This window comes from Nocardioides mesophilus (assembly GCF_014395785.1).
Classification (GTDB): domain Bacteria; phylum Actinomycetota; class Actinomycetes; order Propionibacteriales; family Nocardioidaceae; genus Nocardioides_B; species Nocardioides_B mesophilus.
This window is the reverse complement of sequence record NZ_CP060713.1, coordinates 3,394,832-3,415,679: the sequence shown is the minus strand read 5'-3', so window position 1 is coordinate 3,415,679 and position 20,848 is coordinate 3,394,832. Positions and strand designations below refer to the sequence as shown.

At 73.2% G+C, this 20,848-nt stretch carries 17 protein-coding genes; 6 read left to right on the top strand and 11 right to left on the bottom strand.

The window, feature by feature from the left end:
• Positions 1-31: 31 nt before the first annotated feature.
• A complete protein-coding gene (locus H9L09_RS16425; RefSeq protein ID WP_187577919.1) occupies positions 32-412 on the bottom strand; it encodes a VOC family protein in 381 nt (126 codons plus the stop codon).
• 198 nt (positions 413-610) lie between these two features.
• Between H9L09_RS16425 and H9L09_RS16420 the strand changes: the two genes are divergently transcribed.
• Positions 611-1,639, top strand: coding sequence for a P1 family peptidase (locus tag H9L09_RS16420; RefSeq protein ID WP_187577918.1), 1,029 nt, complete (start codon positions 611-613; stop codon positions 1,637-1,639).
• On the opposite strand, the gene H9L09_RS16415 is transcribed toward H9L09_RS16420, so the two are convergent.
• The 3 genes from H9L09_RS16415 to H9L09_RS16405 are packed head-to-tail and all read right to left on the bottom strand — an operon-like array spanning position 1,624 to position 4,861.
• Positions 1,624-1,962, bottom strand: a complete 339-nt coding sequence (locus H9L09_RS16415) for a cupin domain-containing protein (RefSeq protein WP_223164089.1) — start codon at positions 1,960-1,962, stop codon at positions 1,624-1,626. The two genes, H9L09_RS16420 and H9L09_RS16415, sit on opposite strands and share 16 nt — an antisense overlap.
• A complete protein-coding gene (locus H9L09_RS16410) occupies positions 1,959-3,362 on the bottom strand; it encodes an aspartate aminotransferase family protein (protein WP_187577917.1) in 1,404 nt (467 codons plus the stop codon). The genes H9L09_RS16415 and H9L09_RS16410 overlap by 4 nt, the downstream gene beginning before the upstream one ends.
• Positions 3,363-3,367: 5 nt before the next feature.
• Entirely contained in the window at positions 3,368-4,861 is a 1,494-nt protein-coding gene (locus H9L09_RS16405) for a CoA-acylating methylmalonate-semialdehyde dehydrogenase (RefSeq protein ID WP_187577916.1), read from the bottom strand.
• Between the two features lie 61 nt (positions 4,862-4,922).
• Between H9L09_RS16405 and H9L09_RS16400 the strand changes: the two genes are divergently transcribed.
• Entirely contained in the window at positions 4,923-6,278 is a 1,356-nt protein-coding gene (locus H9L09_RS16400) for an aminotransferase-like domain-containing protein (protein ID WP_187577915.1), read from the top strand.
• A 144-nt stretch (positions 6,279-6,422) separates the two neighbouring features.
• A complete protein-coding gene (locus H9L09_RS16395) occupies positions 6,423-8,180 on the top strand; it encodes a SpoIIE family protein phosphatase (RefSeq protein WP_187577914.1) in 1,758 nt (585 codons plus the stop codon).
• 19 nt (positions 8,181-8,199) lie between these two features.
• Here the strand turns inward: H9L09_RS16395 and cimA are convergent, their stop codons facing one another.
• On the bottom strand, positions 8,200-9,861 hold the full coding sequence (cimA, locus tag H9L09_RS16390; protein ID WP_187577913.1) for a citramalate synthase: 1,662 nt from the start codon (positions 9,859-9,861) through the stop codon (positions 8,200-8,202).
• Between the two features lie 297 nt (positions 9,862-10,158).
• On the opposite strand from cimA, the gene H9L09_RS16385 reads away from it, so the two are divergent.
• Positions 10,159-11,262 carry a sulfite oxidase gene (locus H9L09_RS16385; protein WP_187577912.1) on the top strand — a complete coding sequence of 368 codons (1,104 nt, stop codon included), beginning with the start codon at positions 10,159-10,161 and terminating at the stop codon, positions 11,260-11,262.
• Between the two features lie 31 nt (positions 11,263-11,293).
• On the opposite strand, the gene H9L09_RS16380 is transcribed toward H9L09_RS16385, so the two are convergent.
• From H9L09_RS16380 to H9L09_RS22530, 4 genes are all read right to left on the bottom strand, one after another.
• Positions 11,294-13,063, bottom strand: a complete 1,770-nt coding sequence (locus H9L09_RS16380; protein ID WP_187577911.1) for a serine/threonine-protein kinase — start codon at positions 13,061-13,063, stop codon at positions 11,294-11,296.
• 95 nt (positions 13,064-13,158) lie between these two features.
• A complete protein-coding gene (locus H9L09_RS16375; protein ID WP_187577910.1) occupies positions 13,159-14,250 on the bottom strand; it encodes a branched-chain amino acid aminotransferase in 1,092 nt (363 codons plus the stop codon).
• Positions 14,251-14,382: 132 nt separating this feature from the next.
• Entirely contained in the window at positions 14,383-15,441 is a 1,059-nt protein-coding gene (locus H9L09_RS16370; RefSeq protein ID WP_223164374.1) for a 3-isopropylmalate dehydrogenase, read from the bottom strand.
• A gap of 94 nt (positions 15,442-15,535) precedes the next feature.
• Entirely contained in the window at positions 15,536-15,658 is a 123-nt protein-coding gene (locus H9L09_RS22530; RefSeq protein ID WP_281390772.1) for a hypothetical protein, read from the bottom strand.
• A gap of 415 nt (positions 15,659-16,073) precedes the next feature.
• Between H9L09_RS22530 and H9L09_RS16365 the strand changes: the two genes are divergently transcribed.
• Both H9L09_RS16365 and H9L09_RS16360 read left to right on the top strand, forming a co-directional pair.
• Positions 16,074-16,640, top strand: a complete 567-nt coding sequence (locus tag H9L09_RS16365; RefSeq protein ID WP_187577909.1) for an O-methyltransferase — start codon at positions 16,074-16,076, stop codon at positions 16,638-16,640.
• A 192-nt stretch (positions 16,641-16,832) separates the two neighbouring features.
• Positions 16,833-17,879: a TerC family protein gene (locus tag H9L09_RS16360; RefSeq protein ID WP_187577908.1), complete on the top strand. Its 1,047-nt coding sequence runs from the start codon at positions 16,833-16,835 to the stop codon at positions 17,877-17,879.
• Here the strand turns inward: H9L09_RS16360 and H9L09_RS16355 are convergent.
• Entirely contained in the window at positions 17,866-19,098 is a 1,233-nt protein-coding gene (locus H9L09_RS16355) for an alkaline phosphatase PhoX (protein WP_223164088.1), read from the bottom strand. The two genes, H9L09_RS16360 and H9L09_RS16355, sit on opposite strands and share 14 nt — an antisense overlap.
• 110 nt (positions 19,099-19,208) lie before the next feature.
• Positions 19,209-20,798, bottom strand: coding sequence for a phosphoglycerate dehydrogenase (serA, locus tag H9L09_RS16350; RefSeq protein WP_187577907.1), 1,590 nt, complete (start codon positions 20,796-20,798; stop codon positions 19,209-19,211).
• Positions 20,799-20,848 lie beyond the last annotated feature (50 nt).

Genomic DNA, 20,848 nt, shown 5'->3' with positions numbered 1-20,848 from the left:
GGGACCGGGCCGGGGTTCCTCGGTCTTTCCCTCAGGCCAGCTGGTTGAACAGCCACCGGTGGCCGAACGGATCGCGCAGCACGGCCACCCGGCCGGCGGGCGAGTCCTCCGGGCCACGGTCGAGCGTGGCGCCCCCCGCGACCGCCCGGCGGGTGAGGGCGTCGACGTCGCCGGTAGTGAGGTGCAGCGTGACGGAGGCGCCGCGCTGTGGGTCCGGCGCCTGGACGTGCAGCTCGGGATGCTCGTCGGCCATCATCCAGCTGGCGCCGTCGACGCTGAGCTGGGTGTGGCCGATCCGGCCGTCCGGCATCACGATCGGCTCGTAGGTGACCCGGGCGCCGAGGTGCTCGACGTACCAGTCGATGGCGCCCCGGGCGTCCCGGACCGCGAGGTAGGGCGTCAGCTCGGCCATGTGTCTCCCCCTCCGTCGTCGTCAGCGACCAGGGTCGACCCCGCGGCGGCGGCCGGTCAAGCACCGCTCGGACATGCACTCGACCCGCCGCGCGAGCACCGGCACGCTCGGCGTGCGCTCGGACGGTCGGCGAGTGCCTGTCCGAGCGGCTGCCGAACCGCACCGCGACGATCCGCCGGCTCGGGCTAGGTTCGGGGCATGGACGAGGAGTACGGCGACCTGCACGACGACATCACCGACGTGCCGGGCATCCGGGTCGGCCACTGGACCGACCCGGTCGGCCTGACCGGCTGCAGCGTCGTGCTCCCGCCGCCGCACGGTGCGGTCGCGGCGGTCGACGTCCGGGGCGCGGCCCCGGGCACCCGGGAGACCGACCTGCTCGCCCCGGGCCGGCTGGTCGAACGCGTGCACGCGGTGGTCCTGGCCGGTGGCTCGGCGTTCGGCCTGGCCGCGGCCGACGGGGTGATGTCCTACCTCGCGGAGCGGGGCGTCGGGCTGCCGACCGGGCACGCGGTGGTGCCGATCGTGCCCGCGGCGGTGGTCTACGACTTGGGCGTGGGCTCGGCTCAGGCCCGGCCGGACGCCGCGGCCGGGGTGCACGCGTGCGTGGACGCGGAGCCGGGCTCGCCGTGCGGGAACGGGCTGTTCGGCGCCGGGACCGGGGCGACGGTCGGCAAGCTGCTGGGCCCCGACCGGGCCGTCGACGGCGGGATCGGCACCGCGTCGCGGGCGCTGCCCGGCGGCGGCGTGGTCGCCGCGATGGCCGTGGTCAACGCGGTCGGCGACGTGGTGGCCGCCGACGGCACGGTGCTCGCCGGCGTCGGCGCGGTGGAGACCCTGCTCGCGGACGGGCTGGCGCGTGCTCCGCTGGCCGCCGCGAACACCACGCTGGTCGTGGTCGCCACCGATGTCGTGCTGACCCGCACCCGGGCGCACCGGCTGGCGGTGGTGTCGCACGACGGGCTGGCCCTGGCGGTGCGGCCGGTGCACACGTCGTACGACGGCGACACGGTCTTCGTGCTGAGCACCGCCGACGGGACCGGCCGGGAGGAGGAGCCGGTGGTGCTGGAGACGGCGGCGGTGGAGGTGGTGGCCCGGGCGATCCGGAACGCCGTTGCGACAGCGACGATGGACACCGTTGCGACAGCGACGATGGACACCGTTGCGACAGCGACGACGGGCACCGTTGCGACAGCCGAGCGGGGCGAGGCTCAGAGCGAGACGTAGAGCTTGCGCAGCTGGTCCTGCACCGACCAGGTGGCGCGCTCGCCGCGGGTCAGCCGCACCAGCACTCCGGGCTCGAGCCGGATGCTCTCGCCGTCCTCGAAGCTGACGGTGCCGGATCCCTCGAGCACCAGGAAGAGCTCGTCGGTCTCGGTGTCCTCGGCCACGCCGGCGGTCATCTCCCACAGCCCGATCCCGCCGTGCTCGGTGTCGAGCAGCTCGGCCAGCCGGGCGCGTGGCTCCCCGTCGACGACCACGTCGCCGGCGGGGAGGTCCTCGGAGAGCGCCGCGGTCCGGACGTCCGGCGAGAGCAGGCGGTGGCTCACCGGGACGCGGCCTGCTCGTCGGCGACGAGCAGCGCCTCGTCGAGGATCGCCAGCCCGTGCCGGACCTCCTCGTCGCTGGTCGTGCACGGCGGCACCACGTGGATCCGGTTGAAGTGGGCGAACGGCCACAGTCCGCGCTCCTTGCAGGCGCCGACGACGGCGTTCATCGGGGCGGCGTCCGCGCCGGTGGCGTTGTAGGGCACCAGCGGCTCACGCGTCGTGCGGTCGCGCACCAGCTCCACGGCCCAGAACACCCCGAGGCCGCGGACCTCGCCCACGCTGGAGTGGCGCTGCGCGAGCTCGCGCAGCCCCGGCCCGATCACGTCGTCGCCGAGGTGCCGGGCGTGCGCGAGGATGCCTTCCTCCTCGAAGACCTCGATCGAGGCCACCGCCGACGCGCAGGCCAGCGGGTGCCCGGAGTAGGTGAGGCCGCCCGGGAACGGACGGTGGTCGAAGGTGGCCGCGATCTCGTCGCTGATCAGCACCCCGCCCAGCGGCACGTAGCCGGAGTTCACGCCCTTGGCGAAGGTGATCAGGTCCGGTTCGACGTCCCAGTGGTCGACGGCGAACCACTCGCCGCAGCGGCCGAAGCCGGCCATCACCTCGTCGGCGACCATCACGATGCCGAACTCGTCGCAGATCTGCCGCACCCCGGCGAGGTAGCCGTCCGGCGGCACGAGGATCCCGTTGGTGCCGACCACCGACTCCAGCAGGATCGCCGCGATCGTCTGGGCGCCCTCGACCATGACCAGGTCACGCAGGTGCTGCAGCGCGCGCTCGCACTCCTCCTGCTCGGTGGTGGCGTGGAAGGCGGACCGGTACAGGTAGGGGCCCCAGTAGCGCACCACTCCCGCGGCCCCCGGCTCGGAGGCCCAGCGCCGCGGGTCGCCGGTGAGCGCGATCGCGCCGGCGGTGGCGCCGTGGTAGCTGCGGTAGGCGGCCATCACCTTGTGCCGCCCGGTGTGCAGCCGCGCCATCCGGACGGCGTTCTCGACCGCCTCGGCACCGCCGTTGGTGAAGAACACCTTGTTGAGCGCTCCGGGGGCCCGCTCGGCGATCATCGCGGCGGCGCGGCTACGGGACTCCTCGGCGAACGCCGGCGAGACGGTCAGCAGCCGGCCGGCCTGCTCCTGGATCGCCGCGACCAGCTTCGGGTGCTGGTAGCCGATGTTGACGTTGACCAGCTGCGAGGAGAAGTCCAGGTAGCGGCGACCCGAGTGGTCCCAGAACCAGGAGCCCTCGGCGCCGGCGACCGGCATCGGGTCGATCGTCGCCTGCGCGGACCAGGAGTGGAACACGTGCGCACGGTCGAGGCGGCGTACCTCGGCCTCGTCGAGGCGCCCGTGCGCGGCGGTCGGCCCAGCGGGGGCGCCGGTCGCGTCCGGCGTCGTGGTGGTCATCGCGCTCACCGGGTCCGCGGGAAGCCGAGGTCGACCGAGGAGGTCGCCGGATCCGGCCAGCGGGAGGTGACCACCTTGCCGCGGGTGTAGAAGTTGATCCCCTCGGGGCCGTACATGTGGGAGTCGCCGAACAGCGAGGACTTCCAGCCACCGAAGGAGTAGTAGGCCACCGGGACCGGGATCGGCACGTTGATGCCGACCATGCCGACCTCGACGTCGAACTGGAACTGCCGCGCGGCCCCGCCGTCCCGGGTGAAGATCGCGGTGCCGTTGGCGTACTGGTTGGAGTTGATCAGCGCGACCGCCTCCTCGTAGGTCTCGGCGCGCACGACCGACAGCACCGGACCGAAGATCTCGTCGGTGTAGACGCTCATCTGCGGGGCGACGTGGTCGAGCAGCGTGGTGCCGAGGAAGAAGCCCTCCTCCGGTACGGCGCTCTCGCGGCCGTCCACGACCACCCGGGCGCCGGAGCTCTCGCCGGCCGCGATGTAGCCGGCCACCTTGTCGCGGTGCTCGGCGGTGATCAGCGGACCCATGTCCGTGCCGGGCTCGGCGCCGTCGCCGATCACCAGCTTGGGCAGCCGCAACGCGATCGCGTCGACGAGCCGGTCCCCGACGTCGCCGACCGCGACCACGACCGAGATCGCCATGCAGCGCTCACCCGCGGCACCGTAACCGGCCGACACCGCCGCGTCGGCGGCCAGATCGAGCTCGGCGTCGGGCAGCACCACCATGTGGTTCTTCGCGCCACCGAGGGCCTGCACGCGCTTGCCGTGGGCGGTTCCGGTCTCGTAGATGTACCGGGCGATCGGCGTCGAGCCGACGAAGCTGACCGCGGCGACGTCGGGATGCACGAGCAGCCGGTCGACCGCCTCCTTGTCGCCCTGGACGACGGTGAAGACGCCGTCGGGCAGCCCGGCCTCCTTCCAGAGCTCGGCGAGGAACAGCGCCGCAGAGGGGTCCTTCTCGCTCGGCTTGAGGACGAAGGCGTTGCCGGTGGCGATCGCGTTCGCGCACATCCACATCGGCACCATGACCGGGAAGTTGAACGGCGTGATGCCGGCGACCACCCCGAGCGGCTGCCGGATCGAGTACACGTCGACCCCGGTCGACGCCTGCTCGGAGAACCCGCCCTTGAGCAGGTTCGGGACCCCGGTGGCGAACTCCACGTTCTCGAGGCCGCGGGCGATCTCCCCGGCCGCGTCGGAGAGCACCTTGCCGTGCTCCGCGGTGACGATGTGGGCGAGCTCGTCGGAGCGTTCGTGCAGCAGCTGGCGGAACGCGAACAGCACCTCCGAGCGCCGCGACAGCGACGAGCGGCGCCACTGCGTGGCTGCCGCGCGGGCGGAGGCCACCGCGGCGTCGACCTCCTCCACCGACGCGAGCGCGACGTCGGCGCTGCGGGCGCCGGTGGCGGGGTTGAAGACGGGTGCGGTGCGGCCGGAGGTGCCGGCGACGCGGGCGCCGTCGATCCAGTGGTCGATGGAGGTCGTGGTCATGTCCCGCACAGTACGCGTCACCACGGTGCCGCACAATGTCTGTTCTGCTATGTTACAAAACATGCTCGACGTCCTCTCGCGGCACCTGACCGACCCGTCCAGCCGGGGCCTGGCGCAGGCGGTCAGCGCTGCCATCCGGGTCGGCGAGCTGACCGAGGGCGACCGGTTGCCTCCGATCCGGTCGGTCGCCGCCCACCTGGGCCTCTCCCCCACGACGGTGAGCGCGGCCTGGAGCCTGCTGGCCCGGGCCGGCACGCTGCGCACCGACGGCCGGCGCGGCACCACCGTGGCGGCGACGCGGGCGGCCCCGACCCGCTACCGGCGGGCGCTCGAGCACACGCAGTCCTTCGCGCTCGACCTCTCCTCGGGGGTCCCCGACCCCGCGCTGCTGCCCGACCTCGGCGCGGCGCTGGCCGTTCAGGCCACCACGTCGGACGGCGCGCGCGCCGGGCACAGCAGCTATCTCGACGACCCGACGCTGCCGCGGCTGGCGGAGGTGCTGAGGGCCGACTGGCCCTACGCCGCGCAGGGGCTGACCGTCGTCGACGGCGCCATGGACGCGGTGCAGCAGATCGTCGCGCTGCACCTGCGGTGGGGGGACGTGGTGCTGGTCGAGCACCCGTGCTTCCCGCCGCTGCTCGACCTGCTGGAGTCGGTCGGCGCCCACGTCCAGGGGCTGCGGATGGACGACGAGGGCGTGCTGCCCGCGGAGCTGGAGGCGCACCTGGGCGCGGCCCGGATGCTGGTCCTGCAGCCACGGGCGCAGAACCCGACCGGCGTCTCGATGACAGCCGGCCGGGCCGAGCAGCTGGCCGCCGTGCTCGCGGGGAGCGGGGTGCTGGTCGTGGAGGACGACGCGGCCGGCGCCACCTCGGCCGCCGACGCGCTCAGCCTGGGGCGCTGGCTGCCCGCCGACACCCTGCACGTCCGGAGCTTCTCCAAGTCCCACGGCCCGGACCTGCGGCTGGCCGCGGTCTCCGGCCCGTCACGGATGATCGACCAGCTCAACGACCGTCGCTACCTGGGGCAGGGCTGGTCCAGCCGGCTGCTGCAGGGCGTGCTGCTGCACCTGCTCACCGACGAGGAGGCCGTGCGTCAGGTGGAGCGGGCACGCGGCGCGTACGCCGGCCGGCGGGACAGGATGCGGAGCTCGCTGGCCGACCACGGGGTGAGCGTGACGGCCGCGGACGGCATCAACCTGTGGCTGCCGGTGCGCGACGAGGTGGGCGCGCTGCTCCGCCTGGCCAGCCGCGGGATCGGCGCCGCCGCCGGCACCCCCTTCGAGGTGCTGCCCCGCGAGCCGCGCGGCCAGCAGCACCTGCGGGTCACGGTCGGGCTGCTCGCGGACGACCACGACGGGGTCGCCGAGGAGCTCGCCGCGGCGGCCGGGACCGGGTCCTGGTCCGGCCCGCGCTGAGCCTGGCACGGCTCGCCCCGACCGGACCCGGGCCGGGTCGGCGGGCTCCGCACCTCCTCCGTGTTGTGCCACCAGGACGCGCCGGCGGGGTGCAGAATGACGCCGCGGGGCATCGCGGCAGCATGCCAGCAGGGAGACGCGCAGATGCTCCGTTACATCGACGAGCTCCAGCTGCTGCACGCCATCCGGCTCGCCGTCGTCGCCACCGACACCGACGGCCTGATCACGTTCGTCAACGAGGCGGCCGCCGATCTCTACGCCGACCGGGCGGAGGCGCTGCTCGGGCGGGACGTGGCCGCCCTCCTGGTGCCCGAGCGTGACTCCGACTTCCCCTTCGTCCTCGACGAGGTGCTCGCCGGCAACACCTGGCGCGGTGACCTGCCCGTGCGGCGGCCGGGCGGCGAGACGTTCCTCGCCGCCGTCTCCGCCACCCCCGTCCGCGACCGGGACGACGTCGTGATCGGAGCCGTGGTCGTCGCCGAGGACATGACCGAGGTGCGCAGGGCGGAGGCCGAGGCCGCCGCCAGCGAGCAGCGCCTGCGGCTGGCGCACGAGGCCGCCGAGCTCGGCAGCTGGCACTGGGACATGGCCTCCGGGACCACCGTGTGGGACGAGCAGCTCGAGGGGATCTACGGGATGCCGCCCGGCGGCTTCGACGGCACCTTCGAGGCCTGGGAGGCGACCTTGCACCCGGAGGACCACGACCGGATCATGGCGGTTGTGGAGGAGGCGGTCGCCGCCCGCTCGTCGTACGTCCTGCGCAACCGCATCTTCTGGCCGGACGGCACCGTGCGCTGGATCGAGGCGCACGGCAAGGTCACCACCGACGAGCGGGGCGCCCCCACCGGCACGATCGGCTGCGTGCGCGACGTCACCGAGCAGGTACTGGTGCAGCAGCGCGAGGCGGACGCCGCGGAACGGGCCCTGCTGCTGCAGGAGCTGACCGCCGACTTCGTCAGCGCGTGGACGCCGGCGCAGGTCGAGACGGTGCTCGCCGCCGGTCTGGCACGGGTGCGGGAGATCTTCCGCGGGAGCATCGAGATTCAGGTGCCGCGCGAGCTGCCGACGGTCGGCGACGGCGGCGCGTTCCTTGCCGGCACGCACCGGCCACTGTCCCTGCAGGAGAGCCAGCTGCTCGACACGCTCGCGTCCCAGTACGCCATCGCCGCCGAGCGTGCCGCGCTCCAGGCCCGCACCGCCGACATCGCCGAGCAGCTGCAGTCCAGCCTGGCGGCGAGTCCGCTGCCCACGATCGAGGGCTTCGAGCTGGCCGCGCACTACGCCCCCGGCGGTGACGAGCTCGAGCACGTGGGCGGCGACTGGTACGACGCGGTGCGGACCTCCGAGGGGTCGCTGGCACTGGTCGTCGGCGACGTGATGGGCCGCGGCGTCCGTGCGGCCACCACGATGATCCGGGTCCGGGCCGCGATCCGCGGGCTGCTCACCGTCGACCCGGCTCCGCAGGCCGTGCTGCGCTCCGCGGACGACATGATGACCCGCGACGCTCCCGACCAGTTCGTCACCGCCGTCTCGGTGCTGGTGGACCCGGCCACCGGTCTCCTCACCCTCTGCAACGCCGGGCACGTGCCGGCTCTGGTGGTGCACCCCGACGGCAGCACCGAGGCGCTCGGCGCCGGCTCCGGCGTACCGCTGGGGATCCTGGCCGACCTCGAGCGCGGCGTGACCCGGCAGCACCTCGAGCCCGGGGCGCTGCTGGTGCTCGTGACCGACGGCGTCGTGGAGTCGCGCGACCACGACCTCGACGAGGGCATCGCCCGGCTGCGGGCCACCGCGGCCCGGCTGCGGGAGCGGCCGCTGCAGGAGCTCGTCGACGGGCTCGCCGGCCTGGCGGACGCGTCCCTGCGCGACGACGTCACCGTGGTCGCGGCGCGGGTGCGGTGATCGTCTGGCCCGGCCGGACCTAGCCGCGCGCGGCTTCCGGCTCGAGCGCGCCCGGCTGCTGCTCCGGCTGCTCTCCGTGGCGGCGCAGCCCGAAGGTGACCCCGTCGACCAGCGCGCCCCAGGACGCCTCGATCACGTTGGCCCCGACCCCGACCGTCACCCACGAGGACTCCCCGTCCGTGGTCTCGATGAGCACCCGGGTGACCGCGTCGGTGCCGTGGCCCTGGTCGAGGATCCGGACCTTGTAGTCGATCAGCTCGAACTTCGCGACCTCCGGGTAGGCCTGCCCGATCGCCTCGCGCAGCGCGTGGTCGAGGGCGTTCACCGGCCCGTTGCCCTCGCCGGTGGTCAGGATCCGCGCGCCGCCGGCGTGCAGCTTGACCGTTGCCTCGGAGAGCGCCTCGCCCCCCGGCCGCGAGTCGGTGATGACGCGCCAGGACTCCACGTCGAAGTACGACGGGCGCCGGCCCTCCACCTCCTCGACGAGCAGCAGCTCGAAGGAGGCGTCCGCCGCCTCGAAGGTGAAGCCCCGCGACTCCAGGTCCTTGACGCGGGCGGTCACCCGGGCCACCAGGTCCTGGTCCTCCCGGCTGTCGGTGAGGTCGAAGCCGAGCTCGCGGCTCTTCAGGTGGATCGACGCGCGCCCGGCCATGTCGGAGACCAGCAGCCTCATGTCGTTGCCGACCCGGACCGGGTCGAGGTGCTGGTAGAGGTTGGGGTCGACCTTGATCGCGCTGGCGTGCAGGCCGGCCTTGTGCGCGAAGGCGCTCACCCCGACGTACGGCTGCCGCGAGGCGGGCGGGACGTTGGTGACCTCGGCGACCGCGTGCGCGATCCGGGTGGCCTCGCGCAGCGCACCGGTGGGCAGCACCGGCCGGTCCAGCTTCAGCTCGAGGTTGGCCACCACCGAGACCAGGTCGGCGTTCCCGGTGCGCTCGCCGTAGCCGTTGAGGGTGCCCTGCACGTGGGTGGCGCCGGCGTCCACGGCGGCGAGGGTGTTGGCGACGGCGCAGCCGGTGTCGTTGTGGCAGTGGATGCCGACCCGGACGCCGGTGCTCAGCACGTCGTCGACCACGTCGGCGATCCACGACGGGAGCATGCCGCCGTTGGTGTCGCAGAGCGCGACCACCTCCGCGCCGGCCTCGGCCGCGGTGCGCAGCACCTCGAGCGCGTAGTCGCGGTTGGCGCGGTAGCCGTCGAAGAAGTGCTCGGCGTCGAGGAAGACCCGCTGGCCCTCCGCGCGCAGGTGGCTCACGGTGTCCCGGACCATCGCCAGGTTCTCCGCCAGCGTGGTCCGCAGCGCCAGCTCGACGTGCCGGTCGTGTGACTTCGCCACCAGCGTGACCACCGAGGCACCCGACTCACGCAGCGCGGCCACCAGCGGGTCGTCCGCCGCCGGCACCCCGGCCCGCCGGGTGGCACCGAAGGCGGCCAGCGTCGCGTGCCGGAGGTCCAGCTCGGTCCGGGCGCGGCGGAAGAACTCGGTGTCCTTGGGGTTGGCCCCCGGCCAGCCGCCCTCGATGTAGCCGACCCCGAGGTCGTCGAGCTGCCGCGCGATCGCCAGCTTGTCGGCGACGGAGAGGTTCAGCCCCTCCTGCTGCGCACCGTCGCGCAGCGTCGTGTCGTAGACGTGGAAGGCGGCGTCCACGCGGTCCCGGGGGTGACGGGGGTCGGTGCTCATCTGTGGTCCCTTGTCTGGATCCGGTCGTGTCAGCGCGGCGCGGTCGGGCAACAAAAAGACCTCCCGTGGTCACGAGAGGTCTGCGCGTCCGGCCGGGCCGCACGCGCTAGCTGATAATGATCTGCTGCTGCACGGCGTCGAGTCTGCCACCGTTGTCCGCGATCCGGAACCCGGTCCCACGATCCGGTCTGCTCCGCACTGCCCCGGACGGGCGGTTGCCGGGCCCGGTGCGCGGGAGTAGACAGGCCGCAGGGCCGCCGGAATAGCGGCCCACCCGGACACGAAGGAGAGACCCGCATGACGATCCCGGTGGAGCGGGTCAGCAGGCCCGGACGGGTGGCCGAGCCGGGTGAGGGCATCGGGATCGACGAGCTGCGGCTGGCCGGCCGCAACCACGCGATGCCGCTGGAGATGCTGCGCGCGGAGCTCACGCCGCCCGGGCTGCACTACGTGCTGACCCACTACGACGTGCCCGACGTCGACGCCGCCACCTGGCGCCTGGACCTCGGCGGCGAGGTGGAGCATCCGATCTCCCTGTCGATGGCGGACCTGACCGCGATGCCGAGCCGGACCGTGCGCGTCACCCTGGAGTGCGCCGGCAACGGCCGGGCGGGGCTCTCGCCGCGCCCGGTCAGCCAGCCGTGGCTCACCGGCGCGGTCGGTACGGCGGAGTGGACCGGGGTGCCGCTGCGGGACCTGCTCGCCGACGCGGCGCCGACCGGCTCCGCGGTGGACGTCGTGTTCACCGGCCACGACCACGGCTTCGAGCGCGGCGTCGAGCAGGACTACGCGCGCGGCCTGAGCCTGGCGGAGGCCGACGCGGACGACGTACTGATCGCCTTCGCGATGAACGGCGCACCGCTGCCGGCCCAGCACGGCTTCCCGGCCCGGCTCGTGGTCCCCGGGTGGTACGGCATGGCGCACGTCAAGTGGCTGCGCAGCATCACCGTCATCGACCATCCCTTCGACGGCTACCAGAACGCCGCCTACCGGCTGCGTCAGCAGCCCGACGACGAAGGTGTGCCGGTCACCCGGATCGAGCCCCGGGCGCTGCTGATGCCGCCGGGCGATCCCGACTTCATGAGCCGGGACCGGGTCCTGCGGCCGGGCCCGGTGCGGCTGCGCGGGCGGGCCTGGTCCGGCTGGGGCGGGGTCACCCGGGTGGAGGTCAGCACCGACGGCGGCGCGACCTGGCGCGACGCGGCCCTCGGGCCGGACGAGCACCGCTGGGCCTGGCGGGAGTTCACCCTCGACTGGGAGGCCGGGCCCGGCGAGCACCTGCTGCGCGCGAGGGCGCACGACGCGACCGGCCGGGTGCAGCCGGTGGAGCCGGCGTGGAACCGCGGCGGCTTCACCAACACCGCGGACGACCCGGTGCGGGTCGTCGTGCTGGACGGCTGAGCCGCGCGGGTCGGCGGCGCGGGTCGGGAGGTCAGAGCCGGCCCAGGAGCCGGCCGAGCAGCGTGCCGCTGCGCCACGGCGCCCCCGGCTCCGGAGCCCAGCTGACCCCGCCGTCGACGACGGCGTACACCAGCACGCCGAGCACCAGCCCGACCGCCGCGACGACCGTCCAGCCGACCCACGGGTCCCGGGTCACGGCGGCGACGACGCGGTAGGTCGGCAGCCGCAGCCGCTTCGCCCCCGGACCCCACCACAGCGTGAACCCGAGCACTCCCCCGAGCCCGATCAGCGCCCAGGACAGCGGCAGCCCGACCAGCGCCAGCGCCAGCCCGGTGAGGGAGGTGACCACCCCCGCCCAGGTCACCAGCATCAACGTGCCGCCGGTCGCCACCAGGAGGTACCACGGCGACGAGGCGAGGGTGAGCGGCGCGTCGTACCAGCGCCTCCGGCCCCGCAGGTGCTGCCGCTCCCGCGCGGCCTCGGTGGTCCAGGAGACCGTCCGGACCGCCAGCGCGAGCGCGGTGAGGACGAGGAAGGTGAGGTACGGCGCGGCCGCGAAGCCGAACGCGACGACGGCGAGGCCGCCCCCGAGGAGCAGCAAGCGCTGCGCCCGGGCGGTCGCGGTCGGCCGTCCCGGGGTCGGCGGCACCAGCCGGGGCCGCTGGTCGGCGCCCCGGCTGGGCGGCGGCGGCATCATGTACGGCTCCCGGGCCGGGACCATCGGCGGGACGCCGCCGGGGGCCGGGTGCGGGCCGGCGACGGTCAGCGGCGTGGTGGTGCCAGGCCCGGCAGCCGGCCGGCCCGGCCCGGGCACCGTCAGCGGCGTCGTCGTACCGGCGACGGCGGCCGGCGGCGGTGTCGCCGGCGTCCAGGAGCCGGCACCGGAAACCGGTGCCCCGGACCCGGTGACCCGCGCGGTGGGGTCCGGGTCCGGCTGGGCCAGCACGTAGGGCAGCGTGGGGTGCTCGACCGGGACCTCAGCGGCGGCCGCGGGTCCGGCCGGGCCCCGCACCGCGGCCAGCAGCGCACCGGTGCTCGGCCGCTCGTCGGGCTCCGCGGCGAGCGCCGCGCGCACCAGCGGCAGCAGCTCCTCCGGCACCCCGGTCAGGTCGTGCTCGCCGCGCCGCACGCGGTCCATGATCGCCATCGCCGGTCCGGTGCCGAACGGGCCGCGCCCGGTCGCGGCGAAGACCAGGGTGGCCGCCCACGCGTGCACGTCCGACGCCGTCGTGGCGTCCTCGCCGTAGAGGATCTCCGGCGCCAGGTAGCCCGGCGTGCCCAGCAGCCACCCGGTGTGGGTCAGCCGCGGGTCCTCGGCGAGCCGGGCCAGACCGAAGTCGATGAGCACCGGCGAGCGGCCCTCGAGCAGCACGTTGGACGGCTTGATGTCGCGGTGCAGCACACCGACGCTGTGCACCGCGATCACGGCCTCGGCGAGCCCGGCGGCGAACCAGCGCAGGTCCGCACCCCGGATCGGTCCCTCCTGCTGGACGTGCTGGTGCAGCGAGAGCCCCGGGACGTAGCGGGTGGCGACGTACGGCGTCTCCCCCCAGGGGTCGGCGTCGATGATCTCCGCGATCCGCGGGCTGCTCACCCGTCGCATCGAGCTGACCTCGCGGGAGAGCCGCTCGCGCGCCTCGTCGTCGCCGATGATGTGGGTGCGCAGCACCTTGAGCGCTACCCGGTGGCCGTCCGGCCCCTGCGCCAGGTGCACCACCCCCATGCCGCCCTCGCCGATCTTCGTCAGCAGGCGGTAGGGACCCACCTGGACGTCGGCGGGCCCGGAGCTCGTGGCAGTCACCGTTCAACGGTAGCCGAGCGGGGGCCGCCCCCGCCGTGCGCACGCCGGGGCGTGACCAGGACGTGACCGGGCCGGCCGGTCCGGGCGGTCCGGGTTCAGACGACGCGGTGCATCCAGCCGAAGGTGTCCTCGGCGCGGCCGTACTGGATGTCGACGAGGTTCTGCCGGACCTGCTGGGTCACCGGACCGGTCAGCTCCGGGTCGCCGACCTCGCCGTCGCGCCACTTCAGCACGCCCACCGGTGTGACCACGGCCGCCGTACCGCAGGCGAAGACCTCGGTGATCCGGCCGGACGCGACGCCCTCGCGCCACTCCTCGACCGAGACCTTGCGCTCCTCGACCCGGTGACCGAGCTTGCCGCAGAGCTCCACGATCGAGTCGCGGGTGATCCCCTCGAGGATCGTGCCGGACAGCTCGGGGGTGACCACGGTGCCGTCGTCGTGGACGAAGTAGAGGTTCATGCCGCCGAGCTCCTCGACGTAGCGGCCCTCGCTCGCGTCGAGGAAGACCACCTGGTCGCAGCCGTGCTCGGTGGCCTCCTGCTGCGCGACCAGCGAGCTGGCGTAGTTGCCGCCGGTCTTGGCGGCACCCATCCCGCCGCGACCGGCGCGGGTGTACTCCTCGGTCAGCCAGATCGAGACCGGCTTGAGCCCCTTGGCGAAGTAGGCGCCGGCCGGCGAGGCGATCACGAGGTAGCTGACGTGCTGCGAGGGCCGGACCCCGAGGAAGGCCTCGGAGGCGAACATGAACGGCCGCACGTAGAGGCTCTTCTCGCCCGCCGCGTCCGGCACCCAGCGCTCGTCGGCCCGCACCAGCGCGTCGACAGAGGCGACGAAGTCCCCGACCGGCAGCACCGGCAGTGCCAGCCGCTGGGAGGAGCGGACCATCCGGGCGGCGTTCGCCTCGGGCCGGAACGTCCACACCGAGCCGTCGGCGTGCCGGTAGGCCTTCATGCCCTCGAAGATCTCCTGCGCGTAGTGCAGGACCGCGGTGGCCGGGTCGAGGGTGAGCGGGGCGTAGGGCGTCACCCGCGCGTCGTGCCAGCCGGCCTGCGGGGTCCACTCGGCCATGAACATGTGGTCGGTGAAGTGCACGCCGAAACCGGGGTTGGCGAGGATCTCCGCGAGCCGCTCGTCGCCGACCGGAGTGCTCGTCGCGGTGACCTCGATGTCGAGTGACGTCTCCATGAGGGGCACGTTAGCCCAACCTCTCTGCGCTCGGTCCCGCGGATTACCACGGGATGTCGGCGATCTGATGCTTCCCATGGGCCGTGGCCCATGGGAAGCATCAGACGTCCGGCATCCCGTGGTGTTCTGGGGTCAGGTGAGGCGGGCGGCGATCGCGTCGCCGACCGCAGCGGTACGGCGGCCGCCGCCCGCGACCGTCCCGGTCCGGCCGGCCAGGTCGGCCACCACCGCGTCCTCGACCCGACGGGCCTCCTCGGCGAGCCCGAGGTGGTCCAGCAGCAGGGCCGCGGACAGGATCGCCGCCGTCGGGTCCGCCTTCTGCTGACCGGCGATGTCGGGCGCGGAGCCGTGCACCGGCTCGAACATGCTCGGCGCCGTCCGGTCCGGGTTCACGTTGCCGCTCGCCGCGAGGCCGATGCCGCCGGTCACGGCGCCGGCGAGGTCGGTGAGGATGTCCCCGAACAGGTTGTCGGTGACGATCACGTCGAAGCGCGCCGGGTCGGTGGCCAGGAAGATGGTGGCCGCGTCGACGTGCAGGTAGTCGACGCTCACCTCGGGGAACTCCGGCGCCACGGCGGCGACGACCCGCGACCACACCGCGCCGGCGTGCACCAGCACGTTGGTCTTGTGGACCAGCGTGAGCTTGCGCCGCGGGCGGCGGGCCGCCCGGGCGAAGGCGTCGCGGACGACGCGCTCCACCCCGAACGCGGTGTTGATGCTGACCTCGGTGGCGACCTCGTGCGGCGTTCCGGGACGGAACCGCCCCCCGTTGCCGACGTAGGGCCCCTCGGTGCCCTCCCGGACCACCACGAAGTCCACCTCACCGGGGTCGGCGAGCGGCGACACGGCGCCGGGGTAGATGCGCGAGGGCCGCAGGTTCACGTAGTGGTCGAGCTCGAAGCGGAGCTTGAGCAGCAACCCCCGCTCGAGGAGGCCCGCCGGCAGGGCGGGGTCGCCGGGCCGGCCGCCGACCGCGCCGAGCAGGATCGCGTCGTGCTCCCGGATCTCGGCGAGGACCGCGTCGGGGAGCACCTCGCCGGTGGCGAGGTAGCGCTCGGCGCCGAGGTCGTAGCGGGTGGAGTCGAAGCTCACCCCCGAGGCGCTGCCGGAGGTCACCGCGTCGAGGACCTTGAGGGCCTCGGCCGTGACCTCCGGACCGATCCCGTCGCCGGGGATCACGGCCAGGCGGATGGCCCGGCCGCTCTCCCCGGGGACGCCCGGAACGTCTGGGTGGGGTCGCTGGGACTCGATGGGCTGCTGCGCTTCGTCGCTCACCCGGCGAAGGCTAGTTGTCGTCGGGGCGCTGACCGCCGTTGTCTCGCAGGTCGAGTGCCTGCTGCAGCGCGCTGTAGGTGCCGCCCTCGGGGTCGTGCCGGGCCGGGCCCCACTCGGGGTACATGTCGTACATGGTCTGCTCCTGAAGATCGACGAAGGGTCTCGGTGCTCTTGCTGGGTGGTGCGGAAGACCGGGCGGGATTGCCGCCGTCGCGGTCGAGGGGGTCTCCGCTGCCAGCCGAAGAGGATCGATCTCGGGTGCGGGTCACGCGACGCTCGAGGTGATCTCGGAGGAGCTCTGCGGTGGCGGTGCTTCACTGCTCGCGGCGGAGGATCTTCGTAGGGCCGGACATGCCGAACTCCGCGGCGAGGTGGCCTTACTTAAGAGGCCCCGCCACGGCGGTCGATAAGTACGAAGAAGCTCCGCATGGTGTCCGAAGGCTAACAACCCGGTCGCCGGGTGCGCAGCGGACTTCTGCGAACATTCCGCTATGTGAGACGACATCTCGGGTAGTGGTCAGCACCGGCATCTTTGAGAGACTCACCGCATGAGCGCACCCCCGGAGCTGCCCGAGATCGTCTCGCGGGCGTTCGACGTCTCCCGCACCCGAGGCTACGTGTCCTTCTGCCGCAACGAGACCGGACGCCTGCTGGCCACGCTGGCAGCCACCCGGTCGGGCACGCTGGCCGAGTTCGGCACCGGCTGCGGCGTGGGGACGGCGTGGCTGCGCAGCGGGGTCCGCGACGACGCGCGGATCATCAGCGCCGAGCTGGACCCGCGGCTCGCGGAGGCCGCGGGCGAGATCTTCGAGGCCGACGACCAGGTGGAGGTGCTCTCCGCCGACTGGTCCACGATGCGCGACCACGGTCCGTTCTCACTGCTCTTCCTCGACGCGCGGGAGCCCAAGAACGCCGGCGCGGACACGATCATCGACCTCGTCGAGCCCGGCGGCGTCGTGGTCCTGGACGACTTCACCCCCTGCTCCTCGTGGCCGCCGGTCTACGAGGGCCGCGTCGACGTGCTGCGCGAGCAGTGGCTGACCGACGAGCGGTTCACCACCGTCGAGGTGATGGTGGCCCCCGACGCCTCGGTGCTGATCGCCACCAAGCGCTGACCCCGGAGGCCGCTCCCGGGCCGGGACTGAGCCTCGGGTTGAGCAATAGTGCATGACTCCCCTACACTTTGCGACGAGGGGAGTACTTCCCGAAGTCCTGGTCGGTCATTACGGCGCCCCACGGCGCCTCGACCCGGCACCCGCACCTCCCGCGGGTGAAGGAGACCTCAGACATCGTCTGAGGAGACCTCTGTGATCCTGGCCGCGCAAGCCCAGCCCACCCTCGACTCGATCGGCACTCCCCTGCTCTGGGCCGCCTCCATCGCCGGGGTGCTCGTCCTGCTCGCCCTCGACTTCCTCATCACCCGGCGCCCGCACGCGGTGTCGATGCGGGAGGCCGTCGGCTGGTCGTTGTTCTACGTCGCCCTGCCGCTGGCCTTCGCCGTCTACGTGTGGAACGGCTACGGGTCCGAACGAGGTTTGGAGTACCTCACCGGCTACCTGGTGGAGAAGTCCCTCAGCGTGGACAACCTCTTCGTGTTCATGCTGCTGCTCGGCGCCTTCGCGGTGCCCAAGGTGCTCCAGCAGCGGGTGCTGCTCTACGGCATCATCGGCGCGCTCGTCCTGCGGGGCATCTTCATCGCCCTCGGCGCCGCAGCGCTGTCCCGCTTCGACTTCATGTTCCTGCTGTTCGGTCTGGTGCTGGTCGCGACCGCGGTGAAGATCCTGCGCGACACCCGCGCCGGCACCGGCCACGAGGTCGACGTCGACAAGATCCGCAGCGTGCGGTTCCTCCGCCGGTTCATGCCCGTGACCGACGCGTACGACGGTCCCCGGCTGCTCGGCCGGGTCGACGGCCGGAGGGCGGCGACGCCGTTCGCCCTGGTGGTCGTCGCGGTGCTCGCCACCGACATCGTGTTCGCCGTCGACTCGGTCCCGGCCGTCTACGGCATCACCAGCGACCCCTACCTCGTCTTCGTCACCAACGCCTTCGCCCTGCTCGGCCTGCGAGCGCTGTACTTCGTGCTGGAGGGCGCCCTGTCCAAGCTGGTGCACCTCGGCTACGGGCTCGCGGTGATCCTTGCCTTCATCGGCGGCAAGCTCGCCCTGCACTGGGCGCACCTGCGGTGGGAGCAGGTCCCGGAGATCCCGACGCTGATGTCGCTGGCCGTGATCGTCGTGGTGCTGGTCCTGACCACGGTGAGCAGCCTGGTGGCCGGCAAGCGCGCCGAGACCCGGTCCGAGGAGGACCGGGTCCCGGAGACGCAGGATGAGTCGGCTCGGCTCAGCGGCGGGTGATCGCCCAGGTGCCGTCGGCCAGCGGCTTGTCGGGGTGCTGGATGTTGACGAACATCGTCTTCGGGTCCTTCCCGAAGTAGATGCCCGAGGTCTCCGCGTTCTCGTCCGTCAGCGAGGCGAAGAGGTCCAGCCCGTCGGCGGCACCGTCACCGTCGGTGTCCTTGCGGGTCGCCCAGATGTCGCTGAAGTCGTTGTCCTCGACGATCCAGAGACGACCACCGGGGCCCTCGGCCAGGTTGTCGGGGTTGTTGAAGCCGGTCACTCCGGCGGACTTGTCCTCGGCCGGGACGTTCAGGCCGGGGAGCACGAAGGTGCTCAGGGTCTTCTGGCCCAGGTCGATCGCGACCACCCGGTCCTCGCTGGTGTTGGCGACGTAGAGGACGTTGCCGATGATCTCGACGTCCTCGGGGCGGCCGAACTCCGTGGCACCGACCGCGTCCGACGCCGCGTTGCCGTCGGCGGCGGCGAGCGTCTGGTCGAGCGCGACCCACTCGAAGGAGCCGACCTTGTCCTTGAAAGTGTCCGGGGACCACTTCTGCTCGGCCGCGGAGAGGCCGCTGAGCCGCAGGGCGTAGAGCCGGCCCTCGGAGAGGTCGCCGCGACGGGTGGGCTCGAACTTGTAGATCGAGCCGCCGTTCAGCTCGTCGATCACGTAGACCGAACCGTCGGCGCCGACGCCGATGCCCTCGTGGCGCATCACGCCGATCTGCGGTCGCGCCTCGACGCGGACGGCGCGGGTCGGGTCCTTCGGGTCCAGGAAGACCTCGTGGACCTGTCCGCCGTCGCGCTCCTCGCCGAAGAGCAGCGTGCCCCACGGCGTCCACTCGATGCCGTCCACGCGACCCCACGCCGGGTCCTGCACGAGGACCTTCGCGTCGCCGGTCTGCAGGTCGACCACGACCATGGCGGCGTTGGCACCGACCTCGTGGGTGCGGTACAGGTAGCGGCCGGCCTGCGGGCCGGTCTCGTTCACGGTGTTCATGTCGCTGAGGTCGTCCTGGCCCGGGAAGACGTCCAGGACGGTCTCGTCGGCCACCAGGTGCTGGCTGTAGCCGTCCGGGACGAGGTAGGGCTCGGTCCAGGAGTCGCTCGCCTGGCCGTACGCCGAGCCCGGGATCGGCTCGAAGGAGAACGGTCCGGCCGCCTGCGCGGGAGCAGCGAGGGCGGCGAGCGCGACGAACGTGCAGCCGGCAGCGCCGGCGATCAGGTGCTTGTTCACGAAGTTCCTCCAGGGTGGGTGCGGGGACGCCCCCACCCTGGTGAGCCACGGTGAACGGATCCCTGACGTGAGGTGTCCGGGGGGACACGGCGACACGAAAGGGACGGGTCCTACTCCGTGAGGTCGACGGCGCGCACCGACACGGCGCCCATGGCCTCGCGGATCTGCTCGAGGACTGCGGCGGGGATCGCGGAGTCGACCGACAGTGCGACGAGCGCGTGCCCGCCCTTGGTGTCGCGGGCGACCTGCATGCCCGCGATGTTGACCTCGGCGGCCCCGAGGATCCCGCCGACGGTGCCGACCATGCCCGGCCGGTCGGTGTAGCGGAGGAAGGCCAGGTGCTCGGTGGGCTCGATGTCGACGTCGTAGCCGTCGACCTCGACGAGCCGCTCGCGCTGGGCGAGCCCGATCAGGGTGCCGGACACGGAGACCTGCGACCCGTCGGCGAGCGTGCCGCGCAGCGTGATCAGGTTGCGGTGGTCGGGGCTGTCGACCTCGGTGACCAGGCGTACGGCGACCCCGCGCTCGGCCGCGAGCAGCGGAGCGTTCACGTAGGAGACCTGCTCCTCGACCACGTCGGCGAACACCCCCTTGAGGGCGGCGAGCTCCAGCACCTTCACGTCGTACTGGGTGATCTCGCCGCGGACCTCGACGTCGAGCTGCTGCGCCACCTCGCCGGCCAGGCCGGTGAAGATCCGGCCGAGCTTCTCGGTGAGCGGGATGCCGGGGCGCACGTCCTCGGCGATCACGCCGCCCTGCACGTTGACCGCGTCGGGGACCAGCTCGCCGGAGAGCGCCAGCCGCACCGACCGCGCCACCGCGATGCCGGCCTTCTCCTGGGCCTCGTCGGTGGACGCGCCCAGGTGCGGGGTGGCCACGACGTTCTCGAACTCGAACAGCGGGCTGTCGGTGCAGGGCTCGGTGGCGAACACGTCCAGGCCGGCGGCGGCCACCCGGCCCTCCTTCACGGCCAGGTAGAGCGCGTGCTCGTCGACGATGCCGCCGCGCGCGGCGTCGACCAGCACCAGGCTGGGCTTGACCCTGGCGAGCTCGTCCTCGCCGATCAGACCGATGGTCTCCGGGGTCTTGGGCAGGTGCACGCTCATGAAGTCGGACTCGGCGAGCAGCTCGTCGAGGCTCACCAGCCGGACGCCCATCTGGGCGGCACGGCCGGCCTGGACGTAGGGGTCGTAGGCGATCACCTTCATGCCGAAGGCGCTGAGCCGCTGCGCGACCAGCACTCCGATCCGGCCGAGGCCCACGATCCCGACGGTCTTCTCGTAGAGCTCGATGCCGGTGTACTTGCTGCGCTTCCACTCGCCGTTCTTCAACGCCGCGTTCGCCGGCGCGACGTGGCGGGCGGCGGCCAGCATCAGCGCGACGGCCAGCTCGGCGGCGGAGACGATGTTGGAGGTGGGCGCGTTGACCACCATCACCCCGCTCTGGGTGGCGGCCTTGACGTCGACGTTGTCCAGGCCGACCCCGGCCCGGGCGATCACCTTGAGCCGGCGCCCGGCGGCCAGCGCCTCGGAGTCCACCTTGGTGGCGCTGCGCACCAGGATCGCGTCGGCGTCGGCCAGCGCCGGCAGCAGCTCGGCGCGGTCGGCGCCGTTGCAGTGCCGGATCTCGAAGTCCGGGCCGAGCGCCTCGACGGTGGCGGGGCTGAGCTCTTCGGCGATGAGTACGACGGGCTTGCTCACTTCGGCTTCCTCAGTGCTTGTCGGTCGGCTGACTGGCCGTCCTCCCCGCC